An 11,637-nucleotide genomic window follows, 5' to 3' on the forward strand; every position below is an offset into this window, starting at 1 on the left:
CCTGGAGATCCTGGATTCGAGTGACCCCATCAGGCTACGCCCAGTGCGACCATAGTCCTAGAATTGATGGCCTGTTGTGAACGAGAAGACCATCAGTGCATGGCACGATGGGCCCATGAGCGAGACCACCGACGGCACCGACCTCCCGGAGTCGAACGTCTTCGCCAAGCCATGGCCCCTCGATCTCGGCCTGCCCGGCTTCACGGCCGTGGACCACGCCGACATTGAACCGGCCATCCGCGCCGGGATGGCTGCCGAGCGCCAGGAGTGGGAGGCGATCGCCACCAACGAGGAGGCACCCACGATCGCCAACACCGTCGACGCGTTGGAGCGATCCGGTGAGCTATTGGAGCGGGCGCTGACGGTGTTGGACGCTCTGACCTCGGCCACCGACTGCCCGGACCTCGATGAGCTTGAGGAGGCCCTGGCCCCCGAGCTGGCGGCCCACTCCGATGCCTATCACCTCGACTCCCGTCTCTACCGACGCTTCAAGGCGCTCGACGAGCTCGTGTCCCAAGCCCCTGAGGGGCAGGCTGCGCGCGATGCCGACGGCGCCGTCATCGGTGCTGAGGCCGCCCGCCTCATCCGCCTGACCGTCGAGGAGTTCGAACGTAACGGCGTCGGCCTGGACGAAGCAGATACGCAGGCGCTCAAGGAGATCAACGCCCGCGTCAACGCGCTCAAGATGCGCTTCTCCGTCCTGGTCACCGAGGCCATGCATACCGCCGGGGTCACGAATGTCACGGTGCCGCCGGCCCTGGCCACCACCCGGCCCCACGGCGCCAGGCTCGCCCTGCTGGAGACCTCCATGAGCCGAGGGCTGGGGGAGCAGGGCGCCTTCGGCGACACCCGCGGCATCGTTCTGGAACTCGCCCGGCTGCGCGCCGAGCGGGCCGTCCTCCTGGGCTTCCCGCACCACGCCGCCCTCGTGGCCGCGGAGTCGGCCGCCCGCACCACCGAGGCGGTCTCAGAGCTGCTCGCCCGGCTCACTACGCCGGCCATGGACAACGCCCGCGCTGACGCTCAGGTCTACGCCGCCCGCATGGACCTGGACCCGCAGACCCAGGCCGGTGAGACCTTCGGGCCCGCCGACTGGCCCCTCTACGAGGCCGCTGAGCGCAAGGAGCGCTTCGGCGTCGACGACGAGGTGCTGGCCCCCTACCTGGAGCTGTGGAGCGTGGTCACCAAGGGGGTCTTCTACGCCGCTAACCGCCTCTACGGCATCACCTTCCACGAGCGCGAGGACCTGGCCGAGCACATGTACGCCCCGGGCGTGAAGGTCTGGGAGGTGCGCGACGGTGAGGACGCCCAGGCGCCGGTCCTGGGTCTGTTCGTCGGCGACTACTACGCCCGGGCGGGCAAGTCCGGCGGCGCCTGGATGGACAGCCTCGTCACCGGCTCAACGCTCTCCGGCCGCAAGCCGGTCGTCATCAACTGTTGCAATATCGAGCAGCCCACCTCCGGCCGGGTCCTGCTGACCTGGGATGAGGTCGTTACGTGCTTCCACGAGTTCGGGCACGCTCTGCATGCCCTGTTCTCCCAGGCCCGCTACCCCTCGGCCTCCGGAACGGCCGTGCCCCGCGACGTCGTCGAGTTCCCCAGCCAGGTCAACGAGAAGTGGGCGCTTCACCCTGAGGTGCTGTCCTCCTACGCGCGCCACGTGGACACCGGCGAGCCCATGCCCTCCGACCTCGCCGAGCAGCTGCGCGGCCAGGGCACCTTCGGCCAGGGCTACGCCACCACCGAGTACTTGGGGGCGGCTCTGCTCGACCAGGCCTGGCACACCCTGGCCCCCGACGAGGTCCCCGGAGACGTTGCCGAGGTGGAGGACTTCGAGCACCGGGCCCTGGCCCAGGCCGGAGTCGATGACGCGCTCGTGCCTCCCCGCTACCGCTCCACCTACTTCTCCCACGTCTTCGCCGGGGGCTACAGCGCCGCCTACTACGCCTACATCTGGAGCGAGGTCATGGACGCCGATGCCATCGAGTGGTTCACCACTGACGGCGCGATCGACGGCGACCTCGGCCTGAATCGTCGGGCTGGAGAGATCTTCCGTCGCGAGTTCCTCTCCCGCGGCGACTGTCGAGACCCCCTGGTCTCCTATCGGGCCTTCACCGGGCGTGAACCCGGCATCCTGCCTCTTCTTCAACGTCGCGGACTTGCCTGACGGGCGCAGTTCGCTTCTTCACCCTCTCATCACCGGAAGGAACACAATATGGCTCGCGTCACCATCGTCGGCGGTGGATACGGTGGCATCACCGCCGCCAAGGCCCTCGACGACGTCGCCGAGGTCACCCTCGTGGAGCAGAAGGACACCTTCGTCAGCCACGCCGCGGCGCTGCGCGCTGCGGTCGACCGTGACTGGGCGGAGAAGATCTTCCTGCCCTACGACAAGCTCCTCACCAACGGGCGCGTCGTTCACGGAACGGCGCTGACCGTGCGAGGCACCACCGTCGAGGTCTCCGGTCACGGGCAGATCGAGGCCGACTACCTGGTGCTGGCCACCGGGACCGCCTACCCCTTCCCCGCCAAGCACATGGAGTCCTCCTCCGTGATCGCCAAGGCCCGTATCGAGCGCGTCCACTCCAACCTCGAGCTGTCCTCGCGAGTGCTCATCTTGGGCGCCGGCGCCGTCGGCATCGAGCTGGCCGGTGAGATCACCTCGGCCTTCCCACAGGTCAAGGTGACCATGCTGGAGGCCGCCGACAGGATTCTGCCCGCCGGTGACTACAAGCCGGAGATTCGTGAGGCCATCGCCGACCAGCTCACCCAGCGCGGAGTGGAGATCCTCACCGGTGACTCCCTCAGCTTCCTGCCCCCGGTCGACGTCGGCGTGCTCTCGCCCTTCCGGGTCACCACCCAGGGCGGGCGCCAGCTCGAGGCCGACATGTGGTTCCGTGCCTACGGCTCGGCGGCCGCCACCGGATTCCTCAGCGAGGACTATGACGAGGTGCGCCACTACGACGGCACGATCCGCGTCGACGAGTACCTGCGCGTGGTGGACCACCCCGGTGTCTGGGCCATCGGAGACATCACCGACGTGCGCGAGTCCAAGCGCGCCGACGCCGCCCGCGCCCATGCCCGAGTGGTCGCCAGCAACATCGCCGACATGATCGCGGGCCGCGAGCCCTCCGCGACCTACACGCCCGGGACCGAGCGGATCATCCTGCCCCTGGGGCCCGACGGCGGTGCCTCCCAGATCCTGCGCGACGGTGTGCGCGTGGTCGTCGGCCCCGAGGAGACCAGCAAGATCAAGGGAGAGGACCTCTTCCTGGGCTTCATCCGTCAGGAGCTGGGAGTCGAGTCGGAGGCCTGATCGGGTCGACGTGGCCGGGCAACGCCGTTCGCCTGTGCGCTGCGCGGGGGATAGCCGGTAGTGTGTCCCACATGACGAACGATCCGCGGTCCGCACTCAACCGACTCATTGCCGCCTTCGAGGCGCACCTGGATGCTGCCGCGACCGGTGACGAGCTCTCCCCGGCCGTGGTCGCGGCCGAGAACGCCCTCCAGGACGCCTTCTTCACCTACGACGACTCGCTGTTCACCGCATACGGCATCGAGCTCCCCTTCGAGGCCTTCGACTCCGATGGCGACGATGAGGACGACGATGACGATGATGAGGACTACGACGACGGCGAGTACGACGAGGATGACGACGACTACGACGACAGCGATGATGACGATGATGAGGATGATGAGGACTACGACGACGAGGACTGACTGAGGTCCCTGACTGGACGGACGACGTTCCTCAGCCCATCTCTCGGCGGTGGGGCCCACGCGAACTGCGTGGGCCCCACCGCTTTGTCCTGGGTATGATACGGTTAAATACGGTAGGTAAGCCTTCCCTCAGTAGTTGTGTGCCTGTGACCCGTACTCGGTTGTCGCCCACGAAGATAGGAATCCTGATGCCCATGTCTCCGTCCCGCCGTCAGCTGCTCTCCACGACCGCGGCCACAGCCGGTCTGCTGGCTCTGTCCGCCTGTGGTTCGAAGTCCTCGAGCTCGTCAGGCACTGGGGCCGGCGCCGCCTCTGCCGGATCGAGCGCAGAGGCGGTGACGTACCCGGTCACCGTGAAGCATGCCCAAGGGGAGACCACGATCAAGGCGGCGCCCCAGCGCGTCGTCGTTCTCGACTACGGTGTCCTGGACTCCATGGCCGCACTGGGCCTGGCCGACCTCGTCGTCGGCATCCCCAAGACCGGTGGCAACCTGCCCAAGTCCCTGTCCCAGTTCCAGGACGATAAGTACAAGGATATGGGCGGCCTCAAGGAGCCCAAGCAGGAGGCCATCGCCGAGGTCGGGCCGGACCTGGTGATCGTGGCGAACCGGACCGCCAAGTCCTATGAGGACTTCTCAAGCAAGTTCACCACCATTGACATGACTGTCAAGCCGCAGGGTGCGAGTGCGACGGCGGCCGCGAGCCCCGATCAGGGTGGCCAGGGCGGTAACGGGGACAAGGGCAAGAAGAACGAGCCCTCTGCGTCGATGACGGAGATCCTCACCAGCCACTCCACGATCTTCGGCTCGATCTTCGGAAAGAAGAGCGCGGCGCAGGCCAAGGTCAAGGAGTTCACCGATGCTGCCGCTCAGGTGGCCACGGTGGCCAAGAACGCCGGCAAGGGCCTGTGCCTTCTCACCACCGGTGGCAAAGTGAGTGCCTTCGGCAAGGGCTCCCGCTTTGACGTCATCTTTGACGAGTTCGGTGTTACCCCCGCTGTTGAGAACATCGAGGCGGCGACCCACGGCGAGGCCGTCTCCTTCGAGTTCATCGGGCAGGCCAACCCTGATGTCCTCTTCGTCCTGGACCGCGACGCCACCATCGGGCAAGAGGGCTCCTCGGCCAAGGAGATTCTCGACAACGAGCTGGTCACCGCCACCAATGCCTGGAAGAACAACAAGGTCTACTACCTTGACGGCCCCGACTGGTACCTCCTGGGCGCCGGATTCGGAGTCAGTCTGCGCATGGCCAAGGAGATCAAGGGCGATTTGTCCGCATGAGCCCCAGGAACCCCGTTGCGGCCTGGGGACACAGGCCACGACGGTCGGGCCTGTCGCTCCTGGTCGGTGGTCTTCTGCTTCTGCTCGTCCTGGGACTCGTGTCGGTGTGTATCGGAGTGGCAGACTTCGATCCGGTGGATCTGGTTCGCACCGGTTCGCAGGGCCGCTCCATGCGCCTCTTCATGGTCTCGAGAGTGCCGCGCACCCTGGCGGCCGTGCTCGCCGGTTCGGGCATCGCTGTGGCGGGCGCCGTCATGCAGATGAGTGTGCGCAACCGTTTCGTGTCCCCGACCACGGCAGGCACGACTCAGTTCGCCGTCGTCGGGCTGCTGCTTGTGGCTCTCTTCGCACCGGGCACCAGTGTTCTGGCGAAGATGCTGGTGGCCTCGGCATGCGCGGTAGCGGGCTCGGCAGTCTTCCTGTGGCTCCTGCGACTGCTGCCCCACCGGCGCACGTCCGATGACGTCACGGTCCCCCTGATCGGCCTCATGCTCGGTGGCGTGGTCGGAGCGGGTACCACCTTCGTGGCCTGGCGCTACGACCTGCTGCAGTCACTAGGTTCCTGGACGGCCGGCGACCTGTCCCGGGTGCTGGCCGGCCGCTATGAGCTGCTCTGGCTGGTGGCGCTCATCGTCCTGCTGCTCTATCTCGCCGCCGACCGCCTCACTGTGGCGAGCCTTGGGGCGGAGACGGCCACCGGGCTCGGGCTGAGCTATCACCGCACCATCAACCTCACGATCATGGCCGCAGCCGTCATGACGGCGGTCAGCGTCGTCGTGGTCGGGAGCCTGCCGTTCCTCGGGCTCGTGGTACCCAACATCGTCTCCCGGCTCATGGGGGACAATCTGCGCCGGAGTCTTCCGATCATTGCCGTCGGTGGTGCTGTTCTGACGCTGGGGTGCGACGTCGTCGGACGTGTGGTCCGCTACCCCTACGAGGTTCCGCTGTCCGTCATCATGGGGGTCGTCGGCGCCGGCGTCTTCACCGTGCTCATCCTGCGAGGTGTGGAACGTGGCTGACGTGCTGTCCGGACGTCGTCGCCGGGAGAACCGGCGTTCCATCCTCCGCCTGGTGGTCGTCCTGCTCCTGGTGCTGGTGGCCAGCGGCGTCTTCCTGGTCATCAACGCCTTCGACCCGCTTCTGGTCCTGCCCTACCGGCTGCCCTCCCTCGGGGCGATGCTGTGTGTGGGATGGGCCAGTGGCGTGTCCACCGTCATGTTCCAGACGGTCACCGGCAACCGGATCCTCACGCCCTCCGTGCTCGGTCTGGATGCGCTCTACGCCCTGCTGCAGGTGGTTCTTCTTCTCGTGCTGGGGGCGGCGGGACTCTCCTCGCTGCCGGACCTGGGTGCTTTCGTCCTGACGCTTCTGGTGATGATCGGTGTGTCCGCGGCGCTCATGGGGGCCGTGCTCAGTGCCAGGCGCTCGGTGACCACTCTGGTGCTGCTGGGCATCGTGCTGGGAACCTTCCTGCGCTCTGGGACCACCTTCATCCAGCGGCTCCTGGATCCCAATGACTTCCTCATCCTTCAGGACCGGCTCTTCGCCTCCTTCGGCTCGATCAACCTCGATCTGCTGGTACTCTCGCTGATCCTGACCGCCGCGGTGTCAATTCTGGCGATCCGGGAGCTGCGGGCGCTCGATGTCGTGGCTCTCGGGCCCGACATCGCCACCGCACTCGGAGTCGATCACCGTCGTATCAGCCGGCGCGTGATGGTCATGGTGGCCGTGCTGGTATCCGTGTCCACGGCCCTGGTCGGGCCGATCATGTTCCTGGGCCTCCTCGTTGCCCACCTGGCCTACTGGGCCGCCGGTACCAACCGCCACGTGGTCACCGTGCCCATGGCGGCACTCGTCGCCATGCTCGTCCTCGTGACCGGACAGACAGTGCTGGCTCATGTCCTGGATGCCGACAACGTCCTGTCCGTCATCATCGAGTTCCTCGGCGGGCTCACCCTCATCGCCCTCCTCATCAGCTCCAGGAGACGTTCATGATCGCAGTTCGTAGCCTTGCCAAGTCCTACGGTGAGCGTCAGGTGCTCTCCGACGTCGACCTTGACCTGCCGGCCGGCGGAGTTATCGGGCTGGTTGGTGCCAACGGGGCCGGTAAGTCCACGCTGTTGTCCGTGATCGCCAGACTCCTGGGAGCCGACGCCGGCACGGTGGAAGTCGGTGGTCTGAACGTCGCCACCGCCCCGGGGCGCCAGCTCGCCACCGTTCTGTCCGTCCTCAAGCAGGACAACCATCTCGCCGTGCGACTGACTGTGCGTGACCTCGTGGGATTTGGCCGCTATCCGCACAATCGGGGACGCCCCACCGAGCACGATGAGACGATCGTCGACCAGGCCCTGGAGTGGATGGACCTGACAGAGTTGGCCGACCGCTACCTCGATGAGATGTCCGGTGGGCAGCGCCAGCGGGCCTTCGTCGCCATGGTGCTGGCCCAGGAGACTCCCTACATGCTCCTGGACGAGCCCCTCAACAACCTGGACATGGTCCACTCGGTGGCCATGATGCGTCGTCTACGCGCTGCCGCCCACGAGCTCGAGCGCACGGTCGTCGTTGTCATGCATGACATCAATATGGCTGCCGCATGGTCGGACCGGATCGTCGCCATGCGTGAGGGCCGAGTCGTCCTTCAAGGAACCCCCGAGGAGACCATGACCCGGGAGTGTCTGAGTGAGGTCTTCGGTATGGATGTACCGGTCCATGAGATCGACGGCAGGCGCATCGCCCTCGTCTGGGGCTGATACTCGCCAGGGGCCGCTTCACAGCAGCGCCGGGAGCTTTAGAAGCGCTCGGGGTAGCCGAGCTGGACGGAGGTGACCTCGTCCAAGGCGTGTCGGATCTGGACCGGAAGCTCCAGGTCGTCTGCCGACAGCACGCCCTGGAGCTGAGCCGGAGTGCGGGCACCCACAATGGTTGAGGCGATCCCGGGGGCATCGCGGGCCCAGGCAAGTGCGACCTCGGCCGGCTTACGGTCCAGGCCCGAGGCGGCAGTGGCCACGGCCTCAACCACACCCCGGTGCGCCTCGCCCAGGTAGGGGGACACGTAGGAGCGCAGGTGCGGGGAGGCGGCCCGTGAGTCCGGTGGAATCGTCGCCCGGTACTTGCCGGTGAGCACGCCCCGACCCAGGGGGGCGTAGCCGAGGATGCCGAAGCCCAGGGCCTGCGAGGCGGGCCGCAGCTCGCGCTCGATACCTCGGGAGAGCAGTGAGTGCTCCACCTCGACGGCCGCCAGCCCCGGACCCCGGCCGCACTCGCTGAGCAGATCATGTATGCGCACCGAAGCCCACGCGGGGTGGTTGGCGATGCCCACGTACCGGGTGCGCCCGGAGGAGACGGCCAGGCTCAGTGCGTGGGCCGTCTCCTCCAGGGAGGTGCTGGAATCGGGCACCTGGACCAGCAGGAGGTCCAGGTGATCGGTGCCCAGGCGGGCCAGGCTGGTGTCGAGCGTGTCCAGCAGCGAGCCGCGGGAGGCGTCAGCCACCGAGGACCGCTCCCCGGTTCGCCAGGTGCGCACACCGGCCTTGGAGACCAGGACGAGGTCCTGGCGATCCACGTGCTCGCGCAGGAGCATGCCGATCACCTCCTCGCTGACGCCCTCGCCGTAGGAGGCGGCGGTGTCCACGAGCGTGCCCCCGGCATCGAGGAAGATGTCGAGCTGTTCCTTGGCCTCGAGCTCATCGGTGTCCCGGCCCCAGGTCATCGTGCCCAGGCCCACGGAGGACACACGCAGGCCGGTCCGGCCGAGTCTCCTGTGCTCCATAGGCCTAACCGTAGCGGCTCGACCTACTTGCGTACGGTGATGGTCCAGGCCGCGTCGCCGGTGCGCTCGAACTCGGTGACGGTGTAGCCGTTGTCGGCGGCCCAAGCCGGCAGTGTCTGAGTCCCCTGGGTGCAGTCGAAGCCGATGACGAGCTCGTCGCCGACGCTGAGCTCCTCCATGGCCTCTTCGGCCTCGATGACGGGGAAGGGGCAGACCTGCCCGGTGGTCTCCAGAACAGTGCGCATGAGTGACTCCTTGAAGCGATGTGATGAGGGTTCGGGGGCGGTTGGGGCAGCGAGATGGTTGCGGGGGTTCTGGCGAGGCCTCAGACGGTGGCGGGCACGCGTGAGCCCGCCCGCTCGGCGCGACGACGCTGCCGGGGACGGATGAGGAGGAACCAGGCGGCCACCCCGACCCCCAGCACCTGGAAGACCAGTGCGATCCAGCCCTGCCAGGACAGGAGTGAGGTCTGCACCAGGGCGTTGCCGATGGAGCAGCCACCGGCCCAGGCGGCGCCGATCCCCATGAGGACACCGCCGGCGATGGAGCGCTGGATGACCTGGGCGCTGGGCACGCGGACGCGGAACTCGCCAGAGGCCTTGGCAGCGAGGTAGGAGCCGAGCAGGATGCCCAGGACCAGGAGCACACCCCAGTCAAGTCGCTCGACGTCCCCGGTGACGATGAGGTTCACCAGGTTCGACGACGGCGTCGTGATCCCCAGCCCGTCCGGGCGCCCCGAGGCCCAGGATGTGGGCCAGGCGATGACGGCGACGACGCCCACGAGGAATCCGGTGGCCAGAGGGTTCCACTGCTTCTCCAGCAGCAGGTGAGCCAGGCCCGTGCGCTGGGCGGGCAGCTGGATCTGAGCGGGACGGCTGCGCTCCAGAACGATGAAGCGGTGCACAACGAGCCCGGTGACGGCGGCCAGGATGACGACGCCGCCCCAGCTCGGCAGACCGATGGTGGCCGGGATGGTGGTCAGGTTGGTGACCCACAGTCCTTTGACCCAGCTCGTCACCCCCGACAGGAGTCCCGTCTTCGACGCGGCCGCCGTGGTGGCATAGGCCACGAGCGCGAACCAGGAACCGACCAGGCCCTCGCCGGCGCGGTAGTAGGTCCCGGTGGCGCAGCCGCCGGCCAGGACGATCCCGACTCCGAACAGGAAGGAGCCGACAACGGTGGCAACCACCGACAGCTTGGGGATCTCAGGGGTGATGGAGCCTGCTGAGGTCAGGACGGTGACTCCGACCGCCTGAACGGCGATGGCCAGCAGGAAGGCTGTGAACCAGCGCCAGGAGCGGGAGACCCACAGGTCCCGGAAGGCGCCGGTGATGCAGAAACGGCCCCGTTGGAGGATGAAACCGAGGACGGCTCCAACGATGAGCCCAGTGAGGATGGTGGGTGACGGCACGGTGCGGTCCTTGTCCGGCTGCTGCTGTCAGGTGCAAGCAGCCTGTGTGGGGACCGGTGACGCAGCACAGGTGGAAAGACAGAGACAGGCCACGTCATCCGGTGGGGGAGTGAGGTGGAGGCCTGGCTGGACGTGGCTGATGGGGCGCCGTCTCAGGGGCGCCGGGAGCCGGGGAGAACGATCTGTCTGAGACCGCCTCAGAACGCCCGAACCAGGCAGCGCATACACATGCCGGCTCCGCGCGAGGCGGTGCGGGCTGCGTGGGCCTGGACGACGTTCATGTGCTTCTCCATGGGGATCTGGGAAGTGCGTGGCGACGGTTGTCAGCCGTCATGGACTGTAATCGACGGCCTCTGGCCGTGGCAATTCCTGAACAATGGCCAAGATCAGGCAGCGGTGCGGCGTGCGGTCAGGAGGCGGGCGATCCCGTCATCGGGCACCTGCGGTGTGGTGCCGCCGAAGAGCGGGCACTGGGCCTGGAAGGCGCACCAGTCGCACAGCCGGGAGCGGCGGGGATGGAAGGAGCCGTTGCGAGCGCAGTCCTCGACCTCGTCCCACAGGTGCGCCAGGCGCGTCTCGGTGCGTTCCAGCTCGGCCAGGCGAGGATCGTGAGTCAGGACCCGTCCGTCCTTGAGATAGACCAGCTGGAGACGGGCCGGCGCCCGCCCGCGCAGGCGCCACAGCACCAGCGCGTAGAAGCGCATCTGGAACAGCGCCTCCTCCATGAAACGCGTGCCGGGGCTGCGCCCGGTCTTGTAGTCGACCACTCTCATGGCGCCGTCGGGTGCCACGTCCAGACGGTCCACGAAGCCTCGCAGGAGCAGGCCGTCTCCGGTCTCAGTCTGGACGAAGAGCTCGCGCTCGGCCGGCTCCAGGCGCTGGGGGTTCTCCAGGGTGAAGTAGGTGCGAATGAGTCTGCGGGCCTCCTCCAGCCAGGTCTCCACGTGGTCGGCGTCCTCGAACAGGTCCATGACCTCCGGGTTCTTCTCGCGGTGGGATGCCCACTGGCTGGGCAGGAGCTCGAGGGCCGCCTGTGGGAGGCGTTCCGAGGCCGGAAGATCGTAGAGACGCTCCAGTACGCCGTGGACCACGGTGCCCTTGTGCGTCGCCAGCGAACCGGGCTCGGGAAGGCGGTCGACCGTGCGCAGACGGAACATGAGCGGGCACTGCATGAAGTCCTTGGCCCGAGAGGGGGACAGGGCCGCGCGGCGTCCGCCGCCCGCGCCCGCTCCCGGACGGCCACTGGCACCCGGACCGGTGGGCCTGACGCCGGTCTGAGGCGATGAGCTGGATGCGGTGAGCGGCTCGTGGGGCATGGGGACGACGCTACCGCGAGGAGGTGACGCGGCGTCGGATCTGGCCGGAGGGCGCGGTCTTCCTCCACAGGCCGCACCCGCGGGGAGAGACATCCGCGGCTGTGGCCGCCGAGTGGATGCGGCTCCCGGCTGCCGACGGCG

The 11,637-nt window shown here is 67.6% G+C and carries 11 protein-coding genes; 7 read left to right on the forward strand and 4 right to left on the reverse strand.

What is annotated here, in order from left to right; translation table 11 throughout:
* Positions 1–115 precede the first annotated feature (115 nt).
* The 7 genes from HMPREF3165_RS05585 (at position 116) to HMPREF3165_RS05615 (ending at position 7,750) form a co-directional block, all read left to right on the forward strand.
* Positions 116–2,167 carry a M3 family metallopeptidase gene (locus tag HMPREF3165_RS05585; protein WP_070511568.1) on the forward strand — a complete coding sequence of 684 codons (2,052 nt, stop codon included), beginning with the start codon at positions 116–118 and terminating at the stop codon, positions 2,165–2,167.
* Between the two features lie 48 nt (positions 2,168–2,215).
* On the forward strand, positions 2,216–3,316 hold the full coding sequence (locus HMPREF3165_RS05590; RefSeq protein WP_070511453.1) for an NAD(P)/FAD-dependent oxidoreductase: 1,101 nt from the start codon (positions 2,216–2,218) through the stop codon (positions 3,314–3,316).
* 71 nt (positions 3,317–3,387) lie between these two features.
* Positions 3,388–3,720: a DNA primase gene (locus HMPREF3165_RS05595; protein ID WP_070511455.1), complete on the forward strand. Its 333-nt coding sequence runs from the start codon at positions 3,388–3,390 to the stop codon at positions 3,718–3,720.
* A gap of 188 nt (positions 3,721–3,908) precedes the next feature.
* A complete protein-coding gene (locus tag HMPREF3165_RS05600) occupies positions 3,909–5,000 on the forward strand; it encodes a siderophore ABC transporter substrate-binding protein (RefSeq protein ID WP_083303221.1) in 1,092 nt (363 codons plus the stop codon).
* Entirely contained in the window at positions 4,997–6,019 is a 1,023-nt protein-coding gene (locus HMPREF3165_RS05605) for an ABC transporter permease (protein ID WP_081386042.1), read from the forward strand. Before HMPREF3165_RS05600 ends, HMPREF3165_RS05605 begins: the two co-directional genes overlap by 4 nt.
* On the forward strand, positions 6,012–6,995 hold the full coding sequence (locus tag HMPREF3165_RS05610; protein WP_141745019.1) for an iron chelate uptake ABC transporter family permease subunit: 984 nt from the start codon (positions 6,012–6,014) through the stop codon (positions 6,993–6,995). Before HMPREF3165_RS05605 ends, HMPREF3165_RS05610 begins: the two co-directional genes overlap by 8 nt.
* Complete coding sequence (locus tag HMPREF3165_RS05615; protein WP_070511459.1) at positions 6,992–7,750, forward strand: iron ABC transporter ATP-binding protein; 759 nt, start codon at positions 6,992–6,994, stop codon at positions 7,748–7,750. The genes HMPREF3165_RS05610 and HMPREF3165_RS05615 overlap by 4 nt, the downstream gene beginning before the upstream one ends.
* A gap of 38 nt (positions 7,751–7,788) precedes the next feature.
* Here the strand turns inward: HMPREF3165_RS05615 and HMPREF3165_RS05620 are convergent, their stop codons facing one another.
* The 4 genes from HMPREF3165_RS05620 to HMPREF3165_RS05635 form a co-directional block, all read right to left on the reverse strand.
* Positions 7,789–8,769 carry an aldo/keto reductase gene (locus HMPREF3165_RS05620; RefSeq protein ID WP_029316682.1) on the reverse strand — a complete coding sequence of 327 codons (981 nt, stop codon included), beginning with the start codon at positions 8,767–8,769 and terminating at the stop codon, positions 7,789–7,791.
* 23 nt (positions 8,770–8,792) lie between these two features.
* A complete protein-coding gene (locus HMPREF3165_RS05625; protein WP_010615135.1) occupies positions 8,793–9,014 on the reverse strand; it encodes a sulfurtransferase TusA family protein in 222 nt (73 codons plus the stop codon).
* Between the two features lie 80 nt (positions 9,015–9,094).
* The gene (locus HMPREF3165_RS05630; protein ID WP_070511461.1) at positions 9,095–10,180 is read right to left on the reverse strand and encodes a YeeE/YedE family protein; all 1,086 of its coding nucleotides are present in this window, start codon (positions 10,178–10,180) and stop codon (positions 9,095–9,097) included.
* A 386-nt stretch (positions 10,181–10,566) separates the two neighbouring features.
* On the reverse strand, positions 10,567–11,496 hold the full coding sequence (locus tag HMPREF3165_RS05635) for a RecB family exonuclease (protein ID WP_233431527.1): 930 nt from the start codon (positions 11,494–11,496) through the stop codon (positions 10,567–10,569).
* Between the last annotated feature and the right edge of the window lie 141 nt (positions 11,497–11,637).

The organism is Actinomyces sp. HMSC08A09 (assembly GCF_001807465.1).
GTDB lineage: Bacteria > Actinomycetota > Actinomycetes > Actinomycetales > Actinomycetaceae > Actinomyces > Actinomyces oris.

Excerpts from the sequence above, each read along its gene's own strand:
- HMPREF3165_RS05585 (WP_070511568.1), top strand. The coding sequence starts at position 116 with ATGAGCGAGACCACCGACGGCACCGACCTCCCGGAGTCGAACGTCTTC.
- HMPREF3165_RS05590 (WP_070511453.1), top strand. The coding sequence starts at position 2,216 with ATGGCTCGCGTCACCATCGTCGGCGGTGGATACGGTGGCATCACCGCC.
- HMPREF3165_RS05595 (WP_070511455.1), top strand. The coding sequence starts at position 3,388 with ATGACGAACGATCCGCGGTCCGCACTCAACCGACTCATTGCCGCCTTC.
- HMPREF3165_RS05600 (WP_083303221.1), top strand. The coding sequence starts at position 3,909 with ATGCCCATGTCTCCGTCCCGCCGTCAGCTGCTCTCCACGACCGCGGCC.
- HMPREF3165_RS05605 (WP_081386042.1), top strand. The coding sequence starts at position 4,997 with ATGAGCCCCAGGAACCCCGTTGCGGCCTGGGGACACAGGCCACGACGG.
- HMPREF3165_RS05615 (WP_070511459.1), top strand. The coding sequence starts at position 6,992 with ATGATCGCAGTTCGTAGCCTTGCCAAGTCCTACGGTGAGCGTCAGGTG.
- HMPREF3165_RS05620 (WP_029316682.1), bottom strand. The coding sequence starts at position 8,769 with ATGGAGCACAGGAGACTCGGCCGGACCGGCCTGCGTGTGTCCTCCGTG.
- HMPREF3165_RS05625 (WP_010615135.1), bottom strand. The coding sequence starts at position 9,014 with ATGCGCACTGTTCTGGAGACCACCGGGCAGGTCTGCCCCTTCCCCGTC.
- HMPREF3165_RS05635 (WP_233431527.1), bottom strand. The coding sequence starts at position 11,496 with ATGCCCCACGAGCCGCTCACCGCATCCAGCTCATCGCCTCAGACCGGC.